General features: G+C 47.3%; 20 protein-coding genes and 1 tRNA gene. 12 read left to right on the top strand and 9 right to left on the bottom strand.

All coding sequences use genetic code 11. The features are described 5' to 3' along the window. The first annotated feature begins 5 nt into the window (after window positions 1–5). The 6 genes from recA (at window position 6) to BLW34_RS02075 (ending at window position 6,403) form a co-directional block, all read left to right on the top strand. On the top strand, window positions 6–1,049 hold the full coding sequence (recA, locus tag BLW34_RS02100) for a recombinase RecA (protein ID WP_090574963.1): 1,044 nt from the start codon (window positions 6–8) through the stop codon (window positions 1,047–1,049). Then, a complete protein-coding gene (gene recX, locus BLW34_RS02095) occupies window positions 1,049–1,501 on the top strand; it encodes a recombination regulator RecX (protein WP_177165922.1) in 453 nt (150 codons plus the stop codon). Before recA ends, recX begins: the two co-directional genes overlap by 1 nt. 40 nt (window positions 1,502–1,541) lie before the next feature. Then, window positions 1,542–4,139 (top strand): alanine--tRNA ligase, encoded by a 2,598-nt coding sequence (gene alaS / locus BLW34_RS02090; RefSeq protein WP_090574956.1) that lies wholly within the window; start codon window positions 1,542–1,544, stop codon window positions 4,137–4,139. Between the two features lie 75 nt (window positions 4,140–4,214). Beyond that, on the top strand, window positions 4,215–4,871 hold the full coding sequence (locus BLW34_RS02085) for a dioxygenase family protein (protein ID WP_090539967.1): 657 nt from the start codon (window positions 4,215–4,217) through the stop codon (window positions 4,869–4,871). 24 nt (window positions 4,872–4,895) lie between these two features. Then, entirely contained in the window at window positions 4,896–5,846 is a 951-nt protein-coding gene (trxB, locus tag BLW34_RS02080) for a thioredoxin-disulfide reductase (RefSeq protein ID WP_090574953.1), read from the top strand. Beyond that, window positions 5,843–6,403, top strand: a complete 561-nt coding sequence (locus tag BLW34_RS02075) for a Smr/MutS family protein (protein WP_256203534.1) — start codon at window positions 5,843–5,845, stop codon at window positions 6,401–6,403. Before trxB ends, BLW34_RS02075 begins: the two co-directional genes overlap by 4 nt. On the opposite strand, the gene BLW34_RS02070 is transcribed toward BLW34_RS02075, so the two are convergent. Next, entirely contained in the window at window positions 6,400–7,638 is a 1,239-nt protein-coding gene (locus BLW34_RS02070; RefSeq protein WP_090574950.1) for an MFS transporter, read from the bottom strand. The genes BLW34_RS02075 and BLW34_RS02070 overlap by 4 nt on opposite strands. 30 nt (window positions 7,639–7,668) lie before the next feature. Here BLW34_RS02070 and BLW34_RS02065 point away from each other — a divergent pair. From BLW34_RS02065 to BLW34_RS02055, 3 genes are all read left to right on the top strand, one after another. Then, window positions 7,669–7,744: transfer RNA gene (locus tag BLW34_RS02065), tRNA-Arg, on the top strand. Window positions 7,745–7,829: 85 nt separating this feature from the next. Beyond that, window positions 7,830–8,825 (top strand): site-specific integrase, encoded by a 996-nt coding sequence (locus tag BLW34_RS02060; protein ID WP_177165921.1) that lies wholly within the window; start codon window positions 7,830–7,832, stop codon window positions 8,823–8,825. Between the two features lie 406 nt (window positions 8,826–9,231). Then, a complete protein-coding gene (locus BLW34_RS02055; RefSeq protein ID WP_090574944.1) occupies window positions 9,232–10,458 on the top strand; it encodes a hypothetical protein in 1,227 nt (408 codons plus the stop codon). A 175-nt stretch (window positions 10,459–10,633) separates the two neighbouring features. On the opposite strand, the gene BLW34_RS02050 is transcribed toward BLW34_RS02055, so the two are convergent. Together BLW34_RS02050 and BLW34_RS02045 are read right to left on the bottom strand one after the other, a co-directional pair. Next, complete coding sequence (locus BLW34_RS02050; protein ID WP_090574941.1) at window positions 10,634–11,131, bottom strand: hypothetical protein; 498 nt, start codon at window positions 11,129–11,131, stop codon at window positions 10,634–10,636. A 154-nt stretch (window positions 11,132–11,285) separates the two neighbouring features. Further along, window positions 11,286–12,128 carry a surface-adhesin E family protein gene (locus tag BLW34_RS02045; RefSeq protein WP_090574938.1) on the bottom strand — a complete coding sequence of 281 codons (843 nt, stop codon included), beginning with the start codon at window positions 12,126–12,128 and terminating at the stop codon, window positions 11,286–11,288. Window positions 12,129–12,750: 622 nt separating this feature from the next. On the opposite strand from BLW34_RS02045, the gene BLW34_RS02040 reads away from it, so the two are divergent. Then, entirely contained in the window at window positions 12,751–13,056 is a 306-nt protein-coding gene (locus tag BLW34_RS02040) for a DUF1488 family protein (protein ID WP_143037843.1), read from the top strand. A gap of 178 nt (window positions 13,057–13,234) precedes the next feature. On the opposite strand, the gene BLW34_RS02035 is transcribed toward BLW34_RS02040, so the two are convergent. From BLW34_RS02035 to recQ, 6 genes are all read right to left on the bottom strand, one after another. Beyond that, a complete protein-coding gene (locus tag BLW34_RS02035) occupies window positions 13,235–13,435 on the bottom strand; it encodes a hypothetical protein (RefSeq protein WP_090574932.1) in 201 nt (66 codons plus the stop codon). A gap of 514 nt (window positions 13,436–13,949) precedes the next feature. After that, a complete protein-coding gene (locus BLW34_RS02030) occupies window positions 13,950–14,831 on the bottom strand; it encodes a hypothetical protein (protein WP_090574929.1) in 882 nt (293 codons plus the stop codon). Window positions 14,832–14,906: 75 nt separating this feature from the next. Continuing rightward, window positions 14,907–17,771 (bottom strand): nSTAND3 domain-containing NTPase, encoded by a 2,865-nt coding sequence (locus tag BLW34_RS02025; protein ID WP_090574927.1) that lies wholly within the window; start codon window positions 17,769–17,771, stop codon window positions 14,907–14,909. A 542-nt stretch (window positions 17,772–18,313) separates the two neighbouring features. Continuing rightward, on the bottom strand, window positions 18,314–18,601 hold the full coding sequence (locus BLW34_RS02020; protein ID WP_090574925.1) for a type II toxin-antitoxin system RelE/ParE family toxin: 288 nt from the start codon (window positions 18,599–18,601) through the stop codon (window positions 18,314–18,316). 12 nt (window positions 18,602–18,613) lie between these two features. Beyond that, complete coding sequence (locus tag BLW34_RS02015; RefSeq protein WP_090574922.1) at window positions 18,614–18,895, bottom strand: type II toxin-antitoxin system ParD family antitoxin; 282 nt, start codon at window positions 18,893–18,895, stop codon at window positions 18,614–18,616. A gap of 217 nt (window positions 18,896–19,112) precedes the next feature. After that, window positions 19,113–20,954, bottom strand: a complete 1,842-nt coding sequence (gene recQ, locus BLW34_RS02010; RefSeq protein ID WP_090574919.1) for a DNA helicase RecQ — start codon at window positions 20,952–20,954, stop codon at window positions 19,113–19,115. A 780-nt stretch (window positions 20,955–21,734) separates the two neighbouring features. On the opposite strand from recQ, the gene BLW34_RS02005 reads away from it, so the two are divergent. Both BLW34_RS02005 and parC read left to right on the top strand, forming a co-directional pair. Next, a complete protein-coding gene (locus BLW34_RS02005) occupies window positions 21,735–23,693 on the top strand; it encodes a DNA topoisomerase IV subunit B (protein WP_090574917.1) in 1,959 nt (652 codons plus the stop codon). 3 nt (window positions 23,694–23,696) lie between these two features. Further along, window positions 23,697–26,102: a DNA topoisomerase IV subunit A gene (parC, locus tag BLW34_RS02000; RefSeq protein WP_090574915.1), complete on the top strand. Its 2,406-nt coding sequence runs from the start codon at window positions 23,697–23,699 to the stop codon at window positions 26,100–26,102. The last annotated feature ends 89 nt before the right edge of the window (window positions 26,103–26,191 follow it).

Here is a 26,191-nt window from a genome sequence, read left to right as displayed (position 1 = left end):
AAAAGATGGACGAAAATAGAAATAAGGCATTGGCTGCGGCGCTTTCCCAGATCGAAAAGCAATTTGGCAAAGGTTCGATCATGCGCATGGATGCGAGCGAGGTGGCCAATGATATTCAGGTGGTCTCAACCGGTTCCTTGGGACTGGATATCGCGTTGGGTGTGGGGGGATTGCCACGTGGACGGATCATTGAAATCTACGGGCCCGAATCATCCGGCAAAACCACGCTGACTTTGCAGGTGATTGCCGAGATGCAAAAAATGGGTGGGACGGCTGCCTTTATTGATGCAGAGCATGCCCTGGATCCGCAATATGCCAAGAAAATCGGCGTCAATATCCAGGAATTGCTGATTTCGCAACCCGACAATGGCGAACAGGCACTCGAAATTACCGATATGCTGGTTCGCTCCGGCTCGGTCGATATTATCGTAGTGGATTCTGTGGCGGCCTTGACGCCGCGCGCTGAGATTGAAGGTGAAATGGGTGAGCCGCAGATGGGGCTGCAAGCCAGACTGATGTCGCAAGCGCTGCGTAAATTGACCGCCAATATCAAGCGCAGTAACACCATGGTGATCTTCATCAATCAGATACGCATGAAGATCGGCGTGGTATTTGGCAATCCTGAAACGACCACCGGAGGGAACGCATTGAAGTTCTATGCTTCGGTACGACTAGACATCCGCCGCACCGGTTCGATCAAAAAGGGAGACGAAGTGATCGGCAACGAAACCCGGGTAAAGGTCGTCAAAAACAAGGTGGCGCCACCGTTTAAGCAGGCTGATTTCGACATTCTCTACGGTGAAGGCATCTCACGCGAAAGCGAGATCATCGAATTGGGCGTATTGCATAAATTGGTCGAGAAATCAGGTGCCTGGTATTCCTATAATGGCGAAAAGATCGGTCAGGGTAAAGATAATGTCCGCGATTATCTGAAAGAACATAAGGAAATGGCCAAGGAAATCGAGCAGAAAATACGGGTTGCCGCAGGCTTGGCTGAACCGATGAAGACCACCAAGATTGCTCAAGCAGGCGACAAATCGGGTGAATAATGACCATCAAGCCGAGCTTGCAAACCCTGGCAGTGGGCTATCTGGCCAGACGGGAATATTCGCGGCTAGAACTGGAAAAGAAATTGGCCGAACACGCCCCCCAGACGCCCGAAGCGCTGTCGGAAGCACTGGACGCGCTGGAGCAGCGCGGGTTGCTTTCGGCTGAACGCGTGGTCGAGCAAGTGCTGCATGGCCGTAGGCACAAATATGGCGCGCAGCGCATCCGCCATGAACTGAAAGAAAAAGGCATCGCTGAACATTTGATCGACACAGCCATGATCGATTTAAAAGGTAGCGAACTGGCGGCAGCGCGCGCAGTCTGGCGCAGGAAATTCGGCGTGATCCCTGAAACCTTGAAAGAACGCAGCAAACAAGCGCGTTTTCTGGCAGGAAGAGGATTTTCTGCGGAAATCGTCCGTCAGGTGCTGGCTTGCTCGTATGAAGATGTATAAAGACTGACACCCCATACAGGTTGCATGAAATGGAATAAACATGAAAAGCAGTGAAATAAGACAAAAATTTCTTGAATTCTTTGAGTCGTATGGTCATGCCATTGTCGCGTCCAGTCCACTGGTACCCGGCAATGATCCCACTTTGCTGTTCACGAATGCAGGCATGGTGCAGTTCAAGGATGTATTTCTCGGCCAGGACAAACGACCGTATGTGCGCGCAACCAGTTCGCAACGCTGTGTGCGGGCGGGCGGCAAGCACAATGACCTGGAGAATGTCGGCTATACCGCACGCCATCATACCTTTTTCGAAATGCTGGGCAATTTCAGTTTCGGTGATTATTTCAAGCGTAACGCCATTCAGTACGCCTGGGAGTTTCTGACCAAGGTGCTGGAAATTCCTCAGGAGAAACTGTGGGTGACCGTCTATGCCGAGGATGATGAAGCAGCGGATATCTGGCTCAATGAAGTTGGCATCGAGCCATCACGCTTTGTGCGCATTGCCACCATGGATAATTTCTGGCAAATGGGCGATACCGGGCCCTGCGGCCCATGTTCCGAGATTTTTTATGATCACGGTCCTGAGGTAGCAGGCGGACCGCCGGGTTCAGCCAATGCGGATGGCGATCGGTATATCGAAATCTGGAACCTGGTGTTCATGCAATACAATCGTGATGCCAGCGGCACGTTGCATCCTTTACCGAAACCTTCCGTAGATACCGGCATGGGACTGGAGCGGATTTCCGCGGTGATGCAGCAAGTGCACAGCAATTACGACATTGATCTGTTCCAGGATTTGATCAAAGCGGCAGCGCGCGAGACGCGCAGCCGTGACTTATCGAACAATTCGCTCAAGGTCATCGCCGATCACATCCGTGCCTGCGCTTTTCTGATCACCGATGGCGTCATTCCTGGCAATGAAGGGCGCGGTTATGTGCTGCGCCGCATTATCCGGCGCGCCATCCGGCACGGCTACCGGCTAGAGCAAAAGACACCGTTCTTTCATCGACTGGTCGATGATCTGGCCAACGTGATGGGGCCGGCTTATCCTGAGCTCGTGGCCGCCAAGGAGCGCGTTGCTAGCGTGCTCAAACAAGAAGAAGAGCGTTTCGCGGAAACACTGGAAAACGGCATGCAGGTGCTGGAAGCGGCATTACGCGAGCACAGTGGCACGCTGGCCGGAGAGACTGTGTTCCGGCTATACGATACCTTTGGCTTTCCCGTCGATCTGACCGCCGATATTGCCCGGGAACGCGGCATCAGCATCGATTACACTGGCTTCGACAAAGCCATGGCAGACCAGCGCGCGCGGGCGCGGGCGGCAGGCAAGTTCACCATGCAAGGTGGGGTAGAATATCACGGTATTCCCACCGAATTTTATGGCTACGACAGCTTGCAGCAGGAAGGGCGCATACTGGCAATATACCAGCAAGGCAGTCAGGTGGAATTTATCGAAGCCAGTGAAGAGGCCGTGATTGTTCTTGACCGCACCCCCTTCTATGCAGAATCAGGTGGCCAGGTTGGTGATTGCGGAGAGTTGCTGGCGGTTAGCGGCACATTCATGGTATCCGATACACAGAAAATCCAGGCAAATGTATTTGGTCACAAAGGATTATTAAGCAGCGGCCGGTTGGTGGTGGGCGACACGGTCATCGCAAAAGTCGATCCGCTGGCGCGGATGCGCACGGCGCGTCATCATTCGGCTACCCATTTGCTGCATAAAGCGCTACGTGAAGTATTGGGCAGTCATGTGCAGCAGAAAGGCTCGCTGGTGGATCATGAGCGCACGCGTTTCGATTTTGCGCATAACGAGCCGATGACCGAGCAGCAAATCCGGCAGGTGGAAGAAATCGTGAATGCGGAGATCCTCATTAATACTGAGTGTCAGGCGCGCGTGATGGCGATCGAGGAGGCGAAAAAAACCGGCGCCATGATGCTGTTCGGTGAGAAATACGGTGATGCAGTGCGCGTGCTGGATATCGGCTCTTCACAGGAGCTGTGCGGGGGCACCCATGTCAAGCGTACCGGCGATATCGGCTTATTCAAGATCGTCTCCGAGAGCGGCGTAGCGGCAGGCGTGCGAAGGGTGGAAGCCTGCACCGGCGACCGTGCAATGCACTATGTGGAAGTGCTGGCAGAAGATCGCAGGAAAAGCGCATCCTTGCTGAATGTACCACCCCTGCAAGCAGGTGCGATCCCAATGGCGATTCAGCATTTGCAGCAAGTGAAGAAAGCATTTGAAAAAGAACTGTCCGCATTGAAATCAAAGTTAGCTACGTTGCAAAGCGGTGAGCTCGGCGAGCAGATGCGCGAAGTCAAAGGCGCGAAAGTGCTGGCGGTTAAACTGGAAGAGGCAGACAACAAAACGCTGCGTGAAACCATGGATAAGCTCAAAGACAAGTTCAAGCCCTGCATCGTCGTGCTGGCAACGACAGAGCCCGGAAAAGTGACGCTCATTGCCGGGGTTACCAATGATCTGACAGCAAAAGTAAAAGCCGGCGAGTTAATTAATTATGTCGCCCGGCAAGTGGGCGGCAAAGGTGGTGGGCGTGCCGATATGGCGCAAGCAGGTGGCACCTTGCCTGATAAGTTGCCTGCCGCATTAGAGAGTGTGAGCGGTTGGGTGGAGCAGAAATTATAGGAACAGTATTCAACTGCTCAAGTCAAACAAATTTAAACTGCTTGCAGGTAATTAATCTGGCATGAGGAGATGAGAATGAAAAGCCTATCCAGGAGAAAGCTGCTTAAATTGAGCATGATGGGTGTAGCAGGTGCGTTTACCGCGGAAGGAAGTCTGGCTAAAGCACTCCTGCCTACTCCCCCTGAAACGGAGGGTCCGTTTTATCCTGTCACGCCACAGGACGATAAAGACTTCGACTTGACGCAAGTGCAAGGCCGTGATGGCGTGGCCGAAGGCAAACACATTATCGTCAAAGGAAGCGTGCTGGATAGCCAGGGACAGCCCGTACCGCATGCGACTGTAGAAATCTGGCAAGCGAATGCAAAGGGGCGCTACCGTCACCCGCGCGATCCTAATTCTGCGCCCCTGGACCCCAATTTCCAGGGATGGGCGATCGTATTGACGGATGAGCAGGGTGAGTTCCGTTTCAAAACCGTCATGCCAGGGGCGTATCCTGCATCGGAAACCTGGATGCGGCCACCGCATATCCATTTCAAGATAGCCAAAAAAGGTTACGTGGAATTGACCACCCAGATGTATTTCCCTGATGAAGCGCTGAATGAAACCGATTTGCTGCTCAACGACAAGAAACCCTCCGAGCGCTTGCTGATGATCGCTCGTAAAAGAGGTCCGTCAGCAACAGAAGCGCTGGATATTTACGAGTACGCTATTGTTCTTGAACAAAAATCTTAAATTATTTTTTATTAACACTAAAATATGACAACTAAACATTCCCGATTGCTTATTCTTGGTTCTGGCCCTGCGGGCTATACCGCTGCGATCTATGCGGCGCGCGCCAATCTCAATCCTGTCATCATTACGGGACTGGCACAAGGCGGCCAGCTCATGACAACCACCGATGTCGATAACTGGCCGGCTGATGCACAGGGGGTTCAAGGACCGGAATTGATGGAGCGTTTCCAGAAACATGCCGAGCGCTTTCAAACCGAGATTATTTTCGATCATATTCATACGGCTAAACTGACGGAAAGGCCTTTTGTTCTGACAGGTGATCAAGGCACTTACACCTGTGATGCCCTGATTATTGCGACAGGCGCTTCAGCCAAATACCTGGGATTGCCTTCCGAAGAAGCCTACATGGGCAAGGGCGTGTCGGCTTGCGCGACCTGTGATGGCTTTTTCTATAAAGGGCAGGATGTCGCGGTGATCGGCGGCGGCAATACGGCTGTCGAGGAAGCCCTGTATCTTTCCCATATCGCCCGCCGTGTGACCGTCGTGCACCGACGCGACAAATTCCGCTCGGAAAAAATTCTGATCGATAAATTGATGAACAAAGCGGAAACCGGCAATGTCACATTAGCGCTCAATCATGTGCTGGATGAAGTGCTGGGTGATGAATCAGGCGTGACCGGTATCCGTATCAAGAATACCCAGGATGAGGCCACCCGCACGCTCGATTTACGCGGTGTTTTTATTGCCATCGGGCACCAGCCCAATACTGATCTGTTTCAAGGGCAACTGGACATGAGAAATGGCTATATCGTCACCCGCGGCGGGAATGAAGGCAATGCCACAGCAACGAGCATCCCTGGCGTGTTTGCTGCGGGGGATGTGCAGGATCAGATTTATCGCCAGGCTGTGACCAGTGCTGGAACCGGTTGCATGGCTGCGCTGGATGCAGAGAAATATCTCGATGATTTAAAGTGAAGCGGGGCAAGAAAACAGTCACATCCGATAAGAAAAATAACGATGAAGAGACTGCTTTGTTTCTTGAGGCGATGCGGGATGTCATCCCGCTCACTCCACCCAATCAAGTCGTTCATCGGCAAAAACCGCCCCGGCCTATTCCTCGGCCTGCTGTAGAAAAGCCTACTGCAGAGGATACGCTGTCAGATCATCCTTCTCTGGAAATCCCGGAAGGCGATGAGTGGTCCTATCTGCGTCCTGGCTTATCACGCCAGATCTTGCGTAAATTGCGGCGAGGCCACTGGAAAATTCAGTCTGAGCTGGATTTACACGGTATGACACGGGATCAGGCGCGTTATGCACTGACTGTATTTCTCGATGAGTGCGCCAGGTATGGCGTTCGATGCGTGTGCGTCATTCATGGGAGAGGATTGAGCTCAAAAAACCGTGAACCGGTGCTGAAATCGCGAGTTGGCGGCTGGCTTATGCAACGCGATGACGTACTGGCGTTTTGCCAGGCCAACCCCGAGCATGGCGGTAGTGGCGCCGTGCTGGTGCTGCTTAAAGCATCGGCTTAACTCGCCATCGTATCTTTAGCTGGCCAAGCCCATAATCGCAGCAATAGCGCGGCCAAGGCGGCGAGTCCGCCTGCAAAAAAGAATGCCAGTGATGCGCTATGAAACTGCCACAGGAAACCGAACAGCACACCTGCTGGAATGGCCGCCAGCCCGACTGCCAGATGATACCAGCCAAAGGCGGTACCCCTTTCAGTGGGGCTTGCATAATCGCTGATCAGCGCACGTTCAGCCCCTTCGCTCATGCCAGTAAACAGTCCGTAAAAAATACTGACCAGCCATAATCCACCACTGCTGGTCACCAAACCAAGCAACAGGAACGACACAGCAAACGCAGCCCAGCCAATCAGCATCATACCTCCCCGCCCATAGCGATCAGCCAGTTGCCCCCCGGCAGTCGAGGTCACGGCCTTGGCAAGACTGATCGCAGACCAGATCAGCAGCAACTCGACTACACCGACACCGAGTTGATATCCCAGCAGCAGAATGAACGTTTCGGAGGCGCGCGCAAAGGTGAAGAGCGTCAGAACCAGTAGATAACGCCGTGTCGGCAAAGCTAATAATGACCAGCGTAAGGGGGGCGGTGCTTCAGGTAAGGCGTTTTCCGCTTTCGTTATGTTGCTCTTGTTTTCTTCCTTGATACCTACACCGATTAGTAGGACGGCAACAAGGCCCGGCACTGCGGACCATAAAATCACTTCGGTCAGATCCAGCCCCGACCAAGCCAGTATGGCTGCGGCAGTGAGACTCCCTGCCAGTGCGCCACCATTATCCAGCGCACGATGAAAACCATATGCGTAACCGCGCATATGTGAGGGCGTGGCATCCGCCACCAGCGCATCGCGCGGTGCGCCGCGTATTCCTTTACCGACGCGGTCGATGCTGCGCAGCAACAGCACTACTGGCCAGGAAACAGCCAACCCCAGCAGGGGGCGCGCCGTGTTCGACAACATATAGCCCGCTAATGTCAGTTTCTTGCGGCGCCCACCCATGATGTCAGAATGCCGCCCCGACCAGAGTTTCAACAAGCTAGCCAAGGCATCGGCAATCCCCTCGATCAAACCCAACGCCACCGGCCCAGCCGCCAGGACAGACGCAAGCAAAATTGGAATAAGCGGCGCGACGATATCGGAAGCAAAATCATTGAAAAAACTAACCAGACCAAGCACCACCACGGCACGAGGTAATTTTTTCTGTCCTGCAGTATTTTTATCAGGATGCGGTTTCTGTTTATCCATTCCTACATAATAGCGTAAAATGCGGGTTTCGCCCTGGTAGCTCAGTGGATAGAGCGACCCCCTCCTAAGGGGTAGGTCGGACGTTCGATTCGTCTCTAGGGCGCCAATATAATCAAATAGTTACATCAATCCTTGTTGTCTAGGAATACCCGTTCGGTACATTTTCGGTACACTTTTTTATGGGGTATAACATGGCAACAATCACAAAAACCCAGTCTGGGACATACAAAGTCTTAATCAGGAAAACTGGGGTTCCTATTCAAATCAAAACGTTCAAAAGCAAATCTAATGCAGAAAAATGGGCAAGACTCATTGAATCTGAAATAGATCGAGGCGTATTTGTCTGTAGACAAGAAGCCGATAGAACCACAGTAGGTGAATTAATAGACCGATACATTCAGGAAGTTACCCCTCTAAAGCGATCAGCAAAGAGAGACAAGCAACGAATGCTATTTCTTAAAAGGCATTTTGGTCACTTCATCGTTAGCCAATTACAAAGCAAGCATATTGCAGCCTACCGAGACAAACGGCTAGCAGAAGGGAAGCAAGGCGCAACAATCATCAAGGAAATAGTCTCAATCTCACACCTGCTAGACATATCAATAAAAGATTGGGGAATTCCACTCATAAACAATGTTGCTACATTAGTTCGCAAGCCTAAGCAAGCAAAAGGCCGTGATAGAAGGCTTATTGATGATGAAGAACAAATACTGTTACAAGCAGCAAGAAACAGTAAATCATTTTTACTGACACCCCTCATCATATTAGCCCTAGAAACAGCTATGCGATTGGGAGAATTACTCTCACTCGAATGGAGCAACATAGACATAAAAAGACAAACAGCATTACTACCCATGACCAAAAACGGTGAAACTCGAATAGTCCCCCTTAGCAAAAAGGCTATAGAGACATTAAGCAGCATTCCCCGTCAATTAAATAATCCCAGGGTGTTTTGGACATGGCAACGGCCTGATAGCTTTGAGCATGCATGGCAAAGAATGTTAAAACGAACAAACATACAAAACCTAAGATTTCATGATTTACGCCATGAAGCATGCTCCAGATTCTTTGAACGTGGTTTTAACATCATGGAAACAGCCCACATCAGCGGACATAAAACACTGCAACAATTAAAAAGATATACCCACTTAAGAACAGAAGATATTGTCGCCAAAATGAACGCTTAAAGTCGGTCATCAGCAGTAAAGATTAGTTAAAACTTTACCGATAAACACAACATGGAATGATGCAGCAATACCATCACCACTCGTAAAGCCGCATTATTCCTTATAAAACAGATTATTACAGATATTTTATTGTTGATCAGCTTATGTATGCTTATTAATCAGTTAGATACAAAATTCTACATAAAGCTAAGTTTATCAACAGACATAATACTCATTTAAAACGCCTACAGTCGATTATTTTTGTTGATTGCATAGGTTAAACATAGGATGGTTAGTTTTAACGCAATATAGAGCATTCTGATGCGTATCTCACTTGGCATGGAATGTTAATCACATGAATATTTTAAAACAATTGTTACTGCTAATACTTTTTTCTTAATCTTACCTCCCACCAGTTTTTACCCCCATGATTGACAATGAAGAACAATCACTAACAAAGGTGCTACAGGAAGCTATCCCACTTCAAGTTCATCGAAAAACAAACTATCCCCCAATGAATGAGCAGTTGTCTGGGATATTCTCAGAGCTAGCACAATTAAGAAAGGCTAACAACAAGCAAATAAGGAAAGCTGCACGTGCTAAAAAACACCTTGACGTTATCATTCTGGATTTATGGATTGCAGCAAATTACAGTGATAACCCTTGGCGCATGATTAGCCTAAATCGAAATGACTATACAAAAGACACTCGATACAGAAAGCTATACCTTAAATATGATCTGTTTAAAGGTGTTTTGTATAACCTGATCGCATTAGGCTATATCGAAATCAAGAAAGGCTTCTTTGATCGATCCAAAGGGGAAGGTTTTCAGACACGTATTAAAGCTAGTGACAAACTTCTAGCACTATTGGAATTTGATATAACGAAAATAGAACGTGATCCTGAAACACCTGAAGAAGAAATCATTATAAAAAAAGATGAGAATAAAAAAGTTATTGATTATGTTGATAATAAAATCACTAATCAAATGCGAGAAAATCTACAAAAATACAATAGCTTGCTTAGAAAAACCAATATCGGTACTGATGGAATTAACCTTCGATACAAATATGACCCAACCTGCATCACAGTAAAGCGGGTTTTTAATGCAGATGATTTCGGAGGACGTTTCTATAATGGTTTCTGGATGAATATGCCCAAAGAAGACAGGAGAAAATTAACTATAAATGGTGAAGAAGTCGGTGAGTTGGATTATTCAGCCCTTCATCCAAGAATTGCCTATGCTTTGAAAGGAATTCTATTAAATGAAGACCCTTATACTATAGAAGGATGTGATCGCGCTGAAGTAAAGAAAGCTTTCTTAGTGTTATTCAATTGCGAATCACCTGAACATGCTATCAATACCATTAGAAGTGAATCTCACATCAAGAATGCTAAACCCTTACTTCAAAAAATCGAACAAAAGCACGAAGCAATCAGCGATTATTTCTTTACCCCATCGTTTGGAATGTATTTGCAGCGTAATGACGCATGGCTTGCTGAGTATATTATCAATCGACTAACTAATAAAGGTATTGCTTGCCTTCCTGTTCATGATAGTTTTATTGTAGCTAAGAAATATGAATCAGAACTACGTTCTGCAATGGAAGATATTTTCTATAATACTTTTAGTATTAAACCTATTATTAAGTAATAATATATCTATGTATATGTATATGTATATGTATATGTATATGTATATGTATATGTATATGTATTTATTATAGTTATTAGTATTGTATTAATATTCTAGTATTCTTATTCTTCTTATATACTCTTCTTCCATTACTAAGAGGTTATTTTTGATTAGTTACACCCATTAAGAAAACTCACCAGGATCTAACAGGTTTATAATTGGGATAGAATGGAACATCACACCTAAGGCTTAAATCTAAATTCCGTCGGCAGTGTATAACGTCCTCGTCCCATGATTTGAATTCGTAGTTTCTTTTATGCCTCTTTTTCCGTTGCACACCAGCTAACTCTAATATCCGTTGCTGAGCTTGCATCATCTCTCCAGCCTTACTAGGGTTCTTATTGATATGTTCCCTAGTAATGGTTGCTAACCTTAATTGAAGATCCCCAGGAGTCATTAATCCTTGATCCAGTGCCCTTTTATATGATAAAGCAGATTGTTTAAATGCATCAGGATCATTAGAGGATTTTTCAAATCTAGCGAATATCTCACTAACATCTGCATCGGCTGCTTGTAGGGCAGCTAATAAATCTGGTTTAATCGCTTCTGTTGCATCTTCCTTGTGCCTTGCTTTAGTTGCACAACCTGCCAATAACAAAATTATAAGTATCAGAAATATACTATTTTTCATCCTAGTGGATCGTTCCAGTAAAACCATTACCGTTCGCGGTGAACTTGTCAAACCGCTAAGCAACTGACATCGGCCCTCGACAGGCTCAGGCCGAACGGCATTTTCTGTAACCATTATGCTGGTAATGATTCTCTATCTGAATAAAGCGCAAGCTTCATTTATCGCAAATAATATAGAAAAGTGTTTTTACATCATCAGAAGGGTACCATGGAGAATCAGGTAACCCACTTCTTAATGATACCCATTCCATTCTTTCTGAGCCTGGCCTGAGAGGAGGTATATGTATATCGTAATCGGTTCTGTTTAAAGCAGTAGGTGCAGTATCATAATGTAGAATTTTTACCTTTTCCTTTTGGCAGTCGAATTCATAAAGTGTCCGTTGATCCCAATATGAATCACTTGAGTTTCGTGACCATACTTTTCTAAAATGATCTTTTTTCTGAATTGTAGTTGGATCGTAGTAAAAATGTGGCTTATATCCTTTAACATCATAAAATTTCCAATTAGGAGATTCCCAATCGGGAGCTTTAGGGAGTAGAGCAGTAGCTTTCTTCCTTGCTAAAGCATTTATCGTTAGCTGTGTAACGACGGGGTTTCCGCAGGCAAATTCCCTCAATGTTTTTCCAACAGTTTCAGGTGGTATTGGCTCCCATTCAGGAGAAGGATTATTTCCATAATGAAGAACCTGCCCACCTCCCATGCTTCCACTATGAATAGAACTGTAAAGATTTCTAATCATTTCTTCATCGCAATCAAATTCAACCTGAGATCTTCTGGACAAAAAATTTAATCCTGGTGGGCTCTGTTCGTGCCTATAGTCAAACATGATCCACATTTTTGCCATGTTTCCTTTTTTACGAATGGTATCGTACTCTATAAACAAAGTTGCTTTTTCTGTCTCTCCTACGTAATCCCATTCAGCTACTGTACTATTACTTATGAAAACAGCAAATAAAGTAAACAGCAGCTTTTTTATCAAGTGATTAGTCGCAATCATTTTTCCCGTTAACTAGTTTTTAGCCTAAAATTCTTGCAATCGATACAATCTAAATATAACCAATTGAATAATAATATCTTTATTCAACCGCTTTATTGATTGCAATATTGGCAATCATCTTGCTAATAACGATATGATTGCTTAGCAGCTTTAATTTTTCTGGATTAATTTACAGGACAAGGTTTCTGAGGTTAGCTAGAAGATTTCTAAACTTCGGATTTTCTTGGAGGAAAATTCGGCACCAATTGCACCATAGGTAAGGGTGGGGGTATGTCCCCCCTCCCCCCCCTCACAAGCCAAACTCATAAGTAGCTCATGAATTTAGGCATGCATAGATACAATTCTCGCTGACTCTACGCTTGGTAAAATCAGAGTTATATTCTGGAAATGCCAGCATATTACTAGCCTTGAAAGTGATTTAAGACTGCTAAAAAAACAGATTGAACATCGTAATGAAGAAATTGAAGCTTTATAGATGAATGCAAATTTTACAAACGGCAAGTTATCCTCGAAAACCGTTTTTGGATTAATGTTGCAGAGGAGTTTTTCTTAAAAAAACTAAATCAATTAAGCATTGTTGACGTTAATATCAAAGTACAAATTTTATAAGACAGATTATTTTATGAATGAGCTTTGGGAATTTGAATCAAAATGCGAGTGGAATTATGAATATAGAGGAATGCACTTCTATGGCAAAAAAAGTGGAATACGGTATATCTTCAGAATCACTCAAGAGGCACTAATTTATTGCTTCCAATGCAATGAAGATACACCAGAAGCAGCCGAAGAAATATTCAAACAGAACAGAGATAAAATTGAAAGTGTAGCAAAACGTTACGCTTCAGAAGCTAAAGCAAATGATGATCCGCCACACTATACTATAACGAAAGCAAACTACGAAAATCTTGTAGGGGAACTGACGGGTTAATATATAACGCAATACCGAACACATCATAGTTTAACACTCGACAAACACAATAATCACCGTATTCCCTCCCAATCTATGAATTAAAAAATAATCTGAACCGTTTTATTCCAAATAGATTCAAAATAATAAGTTCTGTGTAGTGCTATTCACTATATAAAATTTGCACTTATTAGTTACGTTATATCTTATTCCACCAATCTTTTATTCTCTGACTGAAAATCTTAGAGCATACGTAATTCAAAAATAATACAAATACCAAGTAACTTACCCCAAGACAGAATGCAACACCCAAACCCATAAAAAGATATTCAAAAGAAAAGCCTTCAAATGATCCATTTTGTAATGCATTGCCTACTCCTCCCCAACTAAAATATTTCATATTTAAATTCCTTAAGTATTAGAATTTCTCTGTTTCCGTCCATTCAAATTTAACTATAACTGCCTTCTCATTTCCATATTTTTGATATCTCTCTTGTCTCTCTTTTGGGAATAGAAAATAGATGAAATCGAGAATTTTAACTCCTACGATAAGAGGTATTTCCCCAATCCAACTTCCTTCTTTTTATTTATACTGAATATTTATCGGTACAATTTCGGTACAGTTGAGGTTATTTTTTATAAAAAGGATAGAGCGATCCACAGAAAAACATGTTATCCTTCAACATGTTATCGACGGGCTTCACGATAGGGAAGGCGTCTCCTAAGGGGTAGGTCGGACGTTCGATTCGTCTCTAGGGCGCCATATATATCAGATAGTTATGCATACAATAAATACTTTGCATAATCTACATTGCTACTATATTGCTACTTTATGTGGTTAAAGGGGCTGTAGTAGATTAGCTTAGTATCTAAGCTAATCTACTACAGCCCCTACTTTTTAACAGTAAAGTCTGTCAGAATATCCAACAATCAATCTCCTGTGGCTCCACTGGTTCTGCCAACTCTGAATTCAACTGCATCGTCATGATTGATTCACGACATTCTTGGATCATCGACAATTCCGAACTGGAGTAACCAATTTGCTGCATTAAAGTCATGGTGGAGTCGCAGGTACCATAATGTGATGGTGGGTACTTTTCAAATAGAATCTGCATTAGAGAAAGTAGACTATCCTTGATCTCTGGGCTATTCAAAATTTGCTCCCGATCAATCGTAGTCACTAACTTCAAGAGGTTGGTATCATATGCGAAATATTCTAGGAATTCTTCCAAATTCTCGCCACTAAGCCATAATCGAGCCTCACTCAGGTTATCAAGAACTTTATTTGCGTGAGAAGCCATACACTCAATCCAGCTTGACCGAACCTTTGGATCAGGCGCTAGAGCCAATAAAGCAGCCCATGCTTCAGGCATAAACTCCCCGTTCGCTCGGAGTTTGTGACGCAGCAACTGCTCAAATACTTTCTCGGAATAGCTAGTTCCTATTGTTTCAACAATATGCGCAACAAGTTTCCCATCTCCTTTTGAGGTGATTTCTTCCCACGCTTTGTCGAAAAGAGCATGAGTGGGATCCTCTGCGATCTTTTCAACTATGTTTTTCCAAATGTCTTGTCCACAGTGGTGTATACCGATAAACCACAGAGGTTGCGGATTCCCTATATAAACTCTCACAGCTGTTGAGATCAGATGAGGATCCAAGTTTTGCATTAATCTTAGAGCTCCATCACTGAGCGCAACACCAGCAGGCAATATCTCTCGTTCCAGAATTGATGGAACTTGCTCACGAGTCAGCACTGCACCGCGCAACCAGAATTTGTCAGTTCTATTTTCATGCAAAATTGCGATGATCGAGCTTTGCTCTTCGTCGGTCAGATCCTGCCAATTGTCTACTAAGTCAGCAATTATACGAACTCAAGCAGCAGTTCCAGGCAAAGAAAGCAAACGGTTCATACGCATAAGGCGCTGCTCTTTGCTGTTCTTCGTCACATTTACCAAAATTTGCGTAACTCCAAGCTCAAAGTCACTCAGAATACGCTTAGTAACAATGCGCTCAAGAATTCCTACCCAACTATCGATGATTCGAAGCATTGATTCGACAGATAGATTCAAGCTGGCTTTATCTATAACATCGAATAGACGTGCATCGTTAATCGAGATTGTTTCTGGCAAGGCATTTAGCACATCCGGTAGCACTGCTTCGAATATTTGCCAGGGTGTTTCTGCACCAGTGTATTCTTCCCGCCCAAAAACTAAGAGCGTATTAATCATTCCAGAGGCTGACGCAGGGGAAGCTGGAAATTTTTGCAAGCCTTCAAGAATATCGGATTTCCGTTTATCGTCATAATTATTCCAAGATTTAATTACTCCCTCAAGCGCAGCCTTTGAGACGGCTGGATGATCTTCCATGAAAATCCTCTGTAGTACATCAGCATCATCCTGTCGTATCTGTTCCAACCATATATTGATAGCCTGAGCACGTATCAATGCTTCATCGTAACTGAGTAAGCGGGAGATAGCGCATACAGTCATTGCGCCAGAATTATTTTCGTAGAAATTTATAGCTTTACAAGCGCATTCAGGTGTAACTTTCGTGGCGCTGGTTCCATCGAGTTTAGACAGTATCCCTACTATCTCGCTTTTTTCTATCGTCCCCCATAAGTTATCTTCGACAATCAGATTTTCTCCCATTGGCAGCCTCGCTTCGCCACTGATCCATTCGACATGTGACAGCGAAATAAAAGTGACTTTATTAACCCATTCTGGAAGCTTATCACGCAAGTTATTTGGTAAATTTGGCAGCTGCCGTATCAGAAATCCAAAACAGATGTCACGCGTAGATGGGTAGCTCGAATCAAGTGCATCAATAGCAAGCCTTACTAAAGCTTGCTTGTTTTTTTCATTCGTAAGCCTGTCATGAATCCACTCAATATTGCGTGCAGTTGCACGTGAAGTAATCGGAGAAAGACAGAAGATACCGCGCTCTAATAAGGTTCGGATTAAATGTGCCGTTTTATGCGTGTTTTCTTCGAACAACGACTCCGCTGCCGCTTGGTAAAATGGATGAGTGAATGATACTCGCTCCTGATCACACCACTCAACAATTCGCCTTAGCTCTAGCTTTTCCAAAGCATCCTGATTATCGTTAGTTAATTGTGGCAGTAATTCGTAGTTTGGAGCTTCTTTAGAATGATGAAATCCTGAATTTTTCGGGAAAGAAATTTGCGAACCCACGATGCGCGATATTCCGAGTAGTTTATTACCGCCATGGCCTAATATAAAAGCAAGCTCTGACTCAGTAATAGGTAAACCGGGGCTAGTAGCAGCCGCTAGCCCTATTAGAATATCCTTGCCCACTTCATGAGATAATGCTTGACCTAGGGAGGATGCATCTACGTGAGCCAAATGTTCTACTTTAGCTAAATTACTTGGATCTTGTACCTTCTGATTTTCAATCGCAAGATAATGCAAACAGCCTGCCTCCAAGCTCAGCTCGCCGCTTTGCAACGCATTTAATACAATAGTGAAAAGCGCCTTGGAAATACTGTATTGTTCGCCCAGTTGTTGCCATAATTTGCACGAAAATTCTGACGATGCCGCTTCTATTTCTATCAATGGAATTTTTGCAATGTTTAGGTCAAAGAGTTTTACTTTCCTCGTGACATTCAAAAGTCGATCCTGTGCTTGTGCGACTATCAGTTTTCTGTCTGGCTTCAATTGTAAAACGAGTTGCTTAATACGCAAAAAAACTCGAAGGGGATCTGCTACAGGATGAGCACCACCCAAAGGATCATCTAGTATTGCAAGCCTTTGAGCATCAACAGAATCCAATAAAAAGCGCTCTGCGGTATCAATATCGAAGGCTTTTTCTACTTTGTATCCCATTTCCTCGAACTCGGCTGCGATCCAACAAGCGACATGAGTCTTACCCACACGCGGAAGCCCTGAAATTAGTAAAGCGGAAGATCTAGACAATGTATTGATCCATTCATCTTCTTTGCCGTGAGCTATATATCCTACTGGTCGGATTCGTGGTGGTTTAAATTTGGCAAGTTCAGAACTAAAATCCACAAATGCATTTTGTTTTCTTATTTTTGCGGTTTTCACGATAGATCGCAGTTGAGCGATCACTTCTGCGGTTCGATCAATCGGTATTCTGTGATGCTTACGTAAGAGAGATTCGCATTTTTCCATTAACGTGTCGTCACTGACTTGCTCTATAACTATCAACCGGCTCAAAATGCTTTGTACATCATTAAGAATAGCTTGTTTGGCAATCTTTTCCAGATGTGTTCTACGTTTTGCTTGAAGCTTACTCTTGTCACCGCCCGAATTTATGACGTTAATAAGTGATTTTAATAGGGCTTCTGCATCTTTTTTCCTGAAGTTAGAAAGTGAATGAGAATCACCTTGCCATTCCAACGAGGGAATATAAATAGATGACTCATCATCACAGCGTCCAGACATCACCAGAACCACTAACCGATCAGGATCATCCATCAAGCGTTCAAAGAGTGAATCTGTTGCTTTGCGGTTCGGAAAGTGCGCAAGGCATTCTGCTACAGTATTTAAGGACACAGTTCCTTTTGCACCTTTAACCTGGATTTCGAACCGTGTTAGCTGATCAGTATTTCTAATAAACATCATCTCTGCGTCTTCGCCGTCATCAGGTTCTATGCGAAATTCAAATTTTATGCGGTCATAAAAACGCAGCATCATCTCAATACAGACAAGATCTTGGAAGTCAAACTTTTCTGGTGCAAGGGTAGCTATTGACATAAATGTAGGTACGTTATTTGGTACTTCTTCTTTAACATAAAAGCTAGATGCCGAGTTTCAGCTGGTGGGAGATAAGAAAAGAACAAAATACTGTCAGTCAACTTGCTTTACTATAGCAACTAAAATATCTAGTTACATCGGTGAACTAAAATGCATATCATAATATGCTAATGGACTATCTAATCGTCCTATTTGAACCGTTCAATGACAGTCTTTGTAGATTTGCTTTGCAAGGTTAAACAGCCCCCCACTAGAGTCATACATTTATCTCGTAATAATCGAGTGTGGTCATTTCTTTTATACTAATTGTCAGTGCTTATTAAATTCTATTTACAAACATTGGGGTCAGGTCGAGAATCAAGAAAAACAAGAGTAACGATCGGGCTATGGCTCACAAGAATAAGAATTCATAATTCTAGACTCTGCCTTTGTTTTTCTTGATTCTTGATTCGCGCCCCCCTGTGACGTAACCCCTATGCGGTGCTAGGCGCTAGGCGAACGCTGATGGGCAAAAGACAAGACCTCATGTGCATGTGTGTGCGTCAGAATAAATGGAGCCAATCACGTACACCATGGATCACACGAACAACCTCAATACCATCTTGTACTGTGCGATACAGAATCAAATATTTGCCCACTGCAAAATAGCGAAGCTCTGGGGCAATTTCAGCTCGCAAACGACCCATTAACGGATTGTTCGCAAGCGCATCGCATTTTTCTTCAATGTCATCGAGCACACGATCAGCTGCCATGGGATTATCCTGCGCGATGTAAATCCATATTCCAATGAGATCTTCCTCAGCTTGCGCTGTCCTTTTAACTGCCGGCATAACTTTACCGGTTTAGCTCTGATCCATTTCTTGGGCCAATACCCGTTGTCGAGCTTTTTCTTTGATCTCGGCCATATCAGTTAAATGACCAGGGCCACTCTCCAGCCCAGCTTGCCAAAGACTTCGTAACTCTCTCATTTCATTTTGCTGAATAGAACGCTTGAGCTTCCAATCGCGCAAAGCTTCCCGGATAACTTCACTACTGCTGGCATATTCACCACTTTCGACACACTGACGGATAGCTGCAGCCATTTCAGGTGTCAGAGCAATACTTAATTTTTCAACATGTGCCATGATAAAACCTCCTTGCGTTATAGTAGTAATATTTACTACTCAGAGCAACAGCGTCAACTGATAAAAAACTAATATGAGCAGGCAGCTCAAGGTCGATTTGCGATAGCCATAAGATATACAAATTTTCATGAAATCAAGCGCTTTAGCGCTGCAAGATTCTGGCAGAACCGTGCCTAGGTGAATCCTCAGGATACCCCTATTTCACCAGCCAACGAAATTAGCTTACCCCATTCACCGCATCCTCCAACACCTTCAAAAATTGATCGCCATAGCGTGCCAACTTGGCCTGACCCACACCGCTGATACGCCCTAGCTCGGTGAGGTTGGCAGGGCGATGATTGAGAATCTCCAACAGCGTGCTATCGTGAAAGATCACATAGGGGGGCACACCCTGTTCGCGAGCCAATTGCAGGCGCATGGCTTTGAGCGCTTGCCATAGCGGGTCTTCCTTAGCGTCGGCGAAAGCCTCGCGCGTTCGCGAGGCACGCTCAGCACGACTCATGGTACGCCCGCCCGTTTCATTGTCGCGGCGCAACCATAGCTTGTTTTCACCACGCAGAAGCGGGCGTGCTTCCTCAGTCAGACTCAGCCCACCATAAGCTTCCATCTGCGCCTGTAGCAAACCGACCGCAACCAGTTGCCGGTAAACACTGCTCCATTGTTGTGATGTCAATGCTTTGCCAATGCCGAAGGTGCTGAGTTGCTGATGCTGAAATCTTTCTACCTGTGGCGTGTTTTTGCCCAGCAGCACATCGATCAGGTGACCGGCGCCAAAGCGCTGTCCCGTGCGGTAGACACAGGACAATGCCATGCGCGCCGCCTCGGTTGCATCCCAGGTATCTACCGGGCTGAGACAGTTGTCGCATTGTCCACAATGGCCAGGATGCGCTTCGCCAAAATAGCGCAGGATCGTTTGATGACGACATGTGGTGGATTCGCAAAAGCCCAGCAGGGCATCGAGTTTTTGCCGTTCAACACGCTTGCGTTCTTCCGGCGCATCGCCTGAATCAAGCATCTGCCGCATCGACACCACATCGCCCAGGCCGTAAACCATCCACGCATTGGCGGGCAGGCCGTCGCGGCCGGCACGCCCGGTTTCCTGGTAATAGCTTTCCATGCTCTTAGGTAAATCGAGGTGCGCTACAAAGCGCACGTTAGGTTTATCTATACCCATGCCAAAAGCCACGGTGGCCACCATGATAACCCCTTCTTCACGCAGAAATCTGCGCTGGTGCTGGTTGCGTGTTGCGGTGTCAAGTCCAGCGTGATAGGGCAAAGCATCCCAGCCGCGCGCTTTTAGCCAGACAGCTGTTTCTTCCACTTTTTTGCGCGACAGGCAGTAGACAATACCCGCATCGTTAGCATGTTCAGCTTCAAGAAAAGCTTGCAGCTGCTGGCGTGGATTGTTTTTGATTGCAACACGATAGCAGATATTGGGGCGGTCAAAACTCGCGATAAACTGCCGCGCATTTTCCAGTGCCAGACGGTCAACAATTTCTGCCCGTGTGGGTGCATCGGCAGTGGCCGTCAACGCGATGCGCGGCACGGTTGGAAAACGTTGGTGCAGTACTGTCAGTTCACGGTACTCCGGACGAAAATCATGGCCCCATTGTGAGACACAATGCGCTTCGTCAATAGCAAACAGCGCCAGACCATTGCGTGCCTGCAGGCGTTCCAGCATAGCCAAGAAACCTTCTGTCAATAGCCGCTCGGGCGCGACATACAGTAGCTTGAGTTCGCCATGCAGCAACCGATTGGATACTTCTCGCGCTGCTCTGGCATCGAGACTGGAATTCAGAAACTCGGCTTGCACGCCAAGTTGATTAAGCGTCTCTACCTGGTCCTGCATCAATGCGATCAGGGGTGACACCACGACCCCTACACCTGGCCGCAGCAAGGCTGGCAGTTGGTAGCATAGAGACTTGCCACCGCCGGTCGGCATCAATACCAGCGCATCTCCTCCGGCAGCAACATGCTCGACGATATACTGCTGTTCGCCGCGAAAGGCCGAGTAGCCAAAAACGTCATGAAGGGTTTGTTCAGGGACTGGAAGGGACATCATTTGGACTAAGTAGCGGAGCAACGCATTGCCGGATAAATTTACTTGTTCTCTACAATTCAATATTCATCAGTGGAATAATAGCGTAACCCGAGCAAATCACTGTGTTGATATTGGTAGTAGGGGCACCAGTTGGAATTTGCCTTGAAGTAGTCAAGCGGAAATCAGAAACTACTCTGAAATCTTAGGGGTTTTATAGGAACAATAAGTAACAGAAAGAGGAGGCTCCGTTTAACTTTTATTACTCTAATATTACCCTAATTAAATCTTAGTAATAATAACTAAAGGCTGGGCAATTCCGGTATATTTTGAAAAATAGTTTAATTATCAATAGTATGAGTAAATTTTTTGATCTGTATAAAATAAGCATTTAGCTGGGATAATTTGTGGATAAAATTAAGCAATTACTTTTATTTCGAGTTATCCAAAAATTATTCAGATTTTACACACAAGTTATCAGTATCAACCGCGCAAAATGTATTTAGCCGCAAGCATAGATTTATGGGTTTGTGAAATTTTTGCCGGTCGAAGGAAAATCGCGTGACGCAGACTTTGACAATGGCGGCGCTGACAACTACCTTTGCAAAGGAAAAGTCCGCTTCTGACCTGATGAAGCACTGATTCTGATTGACTTACCCGTTCACTCGCTCAGATCCCGCTCAACCCTGATTCCCTGCTAAAGCCTAGCAGCCTATATGCCATCCTGTGGGCGCACTGGGGTGGTGGGTTTTTGTGGGAAAATATCGGGGTGTAATGTGCGCTTAAACTAACCTGGCAACCATGACGAAACAAACTTACGACGAATCTTCAATCCGCGTCCTGCGCAAGCTGGAACCTATCCAATTGCGACCGGGCATGTACACCCGGACCACCGACCCAACACACATGGTAGTGGAGGCCATCGACAACGCTGTCGATGAGGCGATGGCAGGTCATGCCAAGCATATCGAAGTGACCCTTTACCGGGACGGTTCAGTCGCTGTCGCAGATGACGGGCGCGGCATTCCGGTCGGCCTGCATCCTGAAGAAAAAGTCCCGACCATACAGGTCGTGTTCCAAGTGATTCATTCCGGCGGCAAGTTTGCTAAAGGCGAGGCGGGCAGCAGCTATAAATTCACCGGCGGCTTGCACGGCGTGGGCGTTTCAGTGACGAATGCACTCTCCTCCCGCCTGGAAGTTGAGGTCAAACGCGAAAGCAAGCACTACCGCATCGCTTTCGCCGAAGGCGAAGTGATCGAACCGTTAACTGTGATCGGCCATTGCGGTGCACGTAACACCGGCACGGTACTGCGCATCTGGCCTAACGCAAAGTATTTCGATTCTCCCTCGCTTCAGCGGGGAGAGTTGGAGCACTTGCTACGCGCCAAGGCGATGTTGCTGCCAGGGGTTAAAGTGCTGCTCAACATCGAAACGGGCACAGGTTTCGATGTCAAGGAATGGCATTTTAGCGGGGGGATCGCACAGTACCTCGATCAGATGATTGCCGAGGATGAGCCGATCGCGCCTGCTTTCTGCGGTGAAAAGTATCTGGCCGCCAACGAAACCTTCTCTGACGACGAGGGGGTGCAATGGGCGCTGGCATGGGTTGCAGGTTCAGGAGGAGGGGAGTCCTATGTCAACCTGATCCCGACGTTGGGCGGCGGAACACACGAGGCCGGTTTGCGCGATGTGGTCTTCAACAGCGTGCGCACTTTTGCAGAACAGCATGGGCTGATGCAGCGCAACGTGAAACTGGCAGCCGAAGATGTGTGGACCAAGCTACGCTTCGTGCTGGCTGTTCGCATGGTTGATCCGAGCTTTTCCGGCCAGACCAAGGAAAAGTTGTCTTCGCGCGAGGCGGTCAAGTTGATGGGAGCTGCCATGCGGGATGCGCTGGATTTGTGGCTTAACGAGCATGTGGCAGAAGCAACCAAGATTGCTGAGCAGGCGATTAAGAACGCCATCAACCGTGGCAAGATCGCTAAAACGGTCGAGCGCAAAAAAGGCTCCAGCGTGGCGGTGATGCCAGGCAAACTGACTGATTCCGAGCTGACCGGCCCGAATGCTGAACTGTTCCTGGTGGAAGGAGATTCTGCCGGCGGTTCAGCCAAGGCGGGGCGTGACAAAGAAACGCAGGCTATCCTGCCGTTGCGCGGCAAAGGCATGAACAGCTGGGAAGTAGCACAAGCGCAGATACTCGCCAACCAGGAGATCCACAATATTGCAGTATCGCTGGCAATCGATCCGCACAAACTTGATAGCGATGTGGATATGAGCACCTTGCGCTATGGCAAGATCATTATCCTGTCCGACGCCGATGATGATGGCAGTCATATCCAGGCGTTGCTGCTTACTTTGTTCTTCCGGCATTTCCCCAAGATCATACAGCAAGGGCACGTCTATATTGCGCAACCGCCGTTGTTCCGGGTGGATGTACCGGCACAGGGCAAGAGCAAACCGCCGCGCAAGCTATACGCCCTGGACCAGATGGAGTTGGACATTCTGGAAGCGCGTCTGCGCCAGGAAGGGGTTAAGGAAGGCAGCTGGACCATTTCCCGTTTCAAGGGCCTGGGAGAAATGGACGCCGTTCAGCTTTGGGAAACGACATTATGTCCGGACACACGCCGGCTGGTGAAGATTCACATCGGCGATGTGGCAGAAGCCGTTGAGACCTTCGATACCTTGATGGGCAGGTCACATGCCAATGAACGCAAGGAGTTGATTACTATTCATGGCAACGAAGTGGAAGCGGATATTTAAAAAATGAAGAACTTGGATCTGTTTGATATTCAGGACGCCTCCTCGCCATCTCAAGAGATGCTGCAGGAAACGGAATCACCTCCCCCTATACTACCGCCTGCATCTTCTCAAGGCGGCAATGACAGCGACGACGGTAGCTTCGACCTGGCCGAATATACGCATCAGGTTTATCTGCGCTACGCCATCAGCGTGGTCAAGGGACGGGCGCTACCCTCCGTGTCGGATGGCGAGAAGCCGGTACAGCGGCGCATTCTCTATGCCATGCATCGCTTGGGATTGACCCAGGGGGCAAAGCCGGTTAAATCGGCCCGCGTGGTCGGTGATGTGATTGGTAAATACCATCCTCATGGTGATTCAGCTTCCTACGAAGCGATGGTGCGCATGGCGCAGGATTTCGTGCTGCGCTATCCTCTGGTCGATGGTCAGGGCAATTTCGGCTCGCGCGATGGCGATTCCCCCGCAGCCATGCGCTATACCGAAGTAAGGCTCACCCAGTATGCCGAACTGCTGCTGTCCGAAGTCGATGCAGGGACAGTCGATTTCCGTCTCAATTACGACGGTTCGGAGCAGGAACCCGTGGATCTGCCGGCACGGCTCCCTTTCCTGTTGTTGAATGGCGCATCCGGCATCGCGGTCGGCATGGCCACGGAATGCTTGCCGCACAACCTGCGCGAGGTGGGCAATGCCGCCATCGCATTGATGCATAATCCGTCAATAGGCATTGATGAGGTATTGCAACACATCCAGGGACCGGATTTCCCCGGTGGCGGCCAACTGGTTTCCAGTCCCGGTGACATACGGGAAGCCTATGTGACTGGTCGGGGCACCTTCCGTGTCCGTGCCCGCTGGAGCATAGAGCAGCAGGCGCGCGGCCAGTGGCGCATGGTGGTGCATGAATTGCCGCCGGGTGTCTCGGTCAAGAAAGTGCTGGAAGAGATTGGCGAATATGCCGATCCGCAAATCAAAGCAGGCAAGAAAGATTTGTCGATAGAGCAGAAACAGATGAAGCAACGGTTCCTCGAGGCACTGGAAACCGTGCGCGACGAGTCCGGCAAAGAGGCTTCCGTGCGTATCGTCCTGGAGCCGCGTTCTTCGCGCATGCCGCAGGAGCAGTTTATCGCCCTGCTGCTCGCGCATACCAGTCTGGAAGTCACAGTACCGGCCAACATGGTCGCCATCGGACTGGATGGCAGGCCGAATCAAAAGAACATCCTGCAATTACTGGCCGAATGGGTACAGTTTCGCACCACCACGGTCACCCGTCGCAGTCAAACCAGGCTTGATCAGGTGCAAAAGCGCCTGCACATCCTGGAAGGCCGCAGGGCGGTACTGCTGAATATTGATGCAGTCATCAGAGTGATCCGCGAAGCGGAGGATCCCAAGGCTGACCTGATGGCGCAGTTCGGAATTTCCGCCATTCAGGCAGATGATATCTTGGAAATTCGCTTGCGCCAGCTAGCCCGGCTGGAGGCCATCCGCATTGAGAATGAAATGAATGCGCTGAAAACAGAAGAAGAAGGCTTGAGGATTGTATTGAGCAATGAAACGGCTATGTGCAAGCTGATCATCAGCGAGATCGACGCTGACGTGAAAAAATTTGGCGACGACCGTCGCACGCTGATTGAAGCTGCTGAACGTGTAGTTGCCAAGGCGGTGTCGGTGCCGGATGAGCCCTGCACGGTCATCCTGTCTAAAAACGGCTGGATCCGTCAGCGCACAGGCCATGAAGTGGACATCAGCACCCTCTCGTTCAAGGATGGCGACCAGCTGCTGGCGATTGGGCAAACGCGCACGACTTATCCTGTTGTCGTGCTGGACAGCAGGGGGCGTGCCTACAGCCTGTCCACGACCGACATTCCCGGCGGACGTAGCGACGGTGTGCCATTGGCTTCCTTGCTGGACATGCCTCCCAAGATGAAAGCGGCAGCGATGTGCACTGCAGCCCCGGATACCCAATATCTGTTCAGCTCGTCCGGCGGGTACGGCTTTATTGCGACGCTCAAAGACCTGGTATCGCGCCAGAGGGCTGGCAAGGCCTTCATGACACTGAGCCAAGAGGATCGCTTGCTGCCACCGGCGGATGTCGCCGGCGGCAGTCTGATCGTGGCACTGGGTAGCAATGGCAAGCTGCTGTCATTCCCGCTCAGTGAAATGAAGGCGTTGTCGGGCGGTAAGGGCGTCATCATTCTCGGGCTGAATGAGGGTGAGATGCTGATTGCCACAGCAGTGCTCCCGGAAGGTTCATCACTCTTGATCAGCGGAACAGGCAGGGGCGGCAAGCTGTCGCATGGGGTGTTAAATTGGGAAGAATTGCAACCGTTCGTATCACACCGCGTACGCAAGGGGATGCTGGCACCGGTCAAGTTCAAACCGGAAAAGATTGAAGTATTCAGAGGAGAATCTGATTGAGTAGGCGGTCCACGCTAAATCTTTAAGATTGTCGATCAAGGATTGCTCATGGCGGGACTTAATGGGGGTCAACTCAGGTACTGTCTGGT

It is taken from the genome of Nitrosomonas sp. Nm58 (assembly GCF_900107335.1).
GTDB lineage: Bacteria > Pseudomonadota > Gammaproteobacteria > Burkholderiales > Nitrosomonadaceae > Nitrosomonas.
The sequence above is the reverse complement of the archived record's forward strand: the minus strand, read 5'-3'. Positions and strand labels throughout refer to the sequence as shown.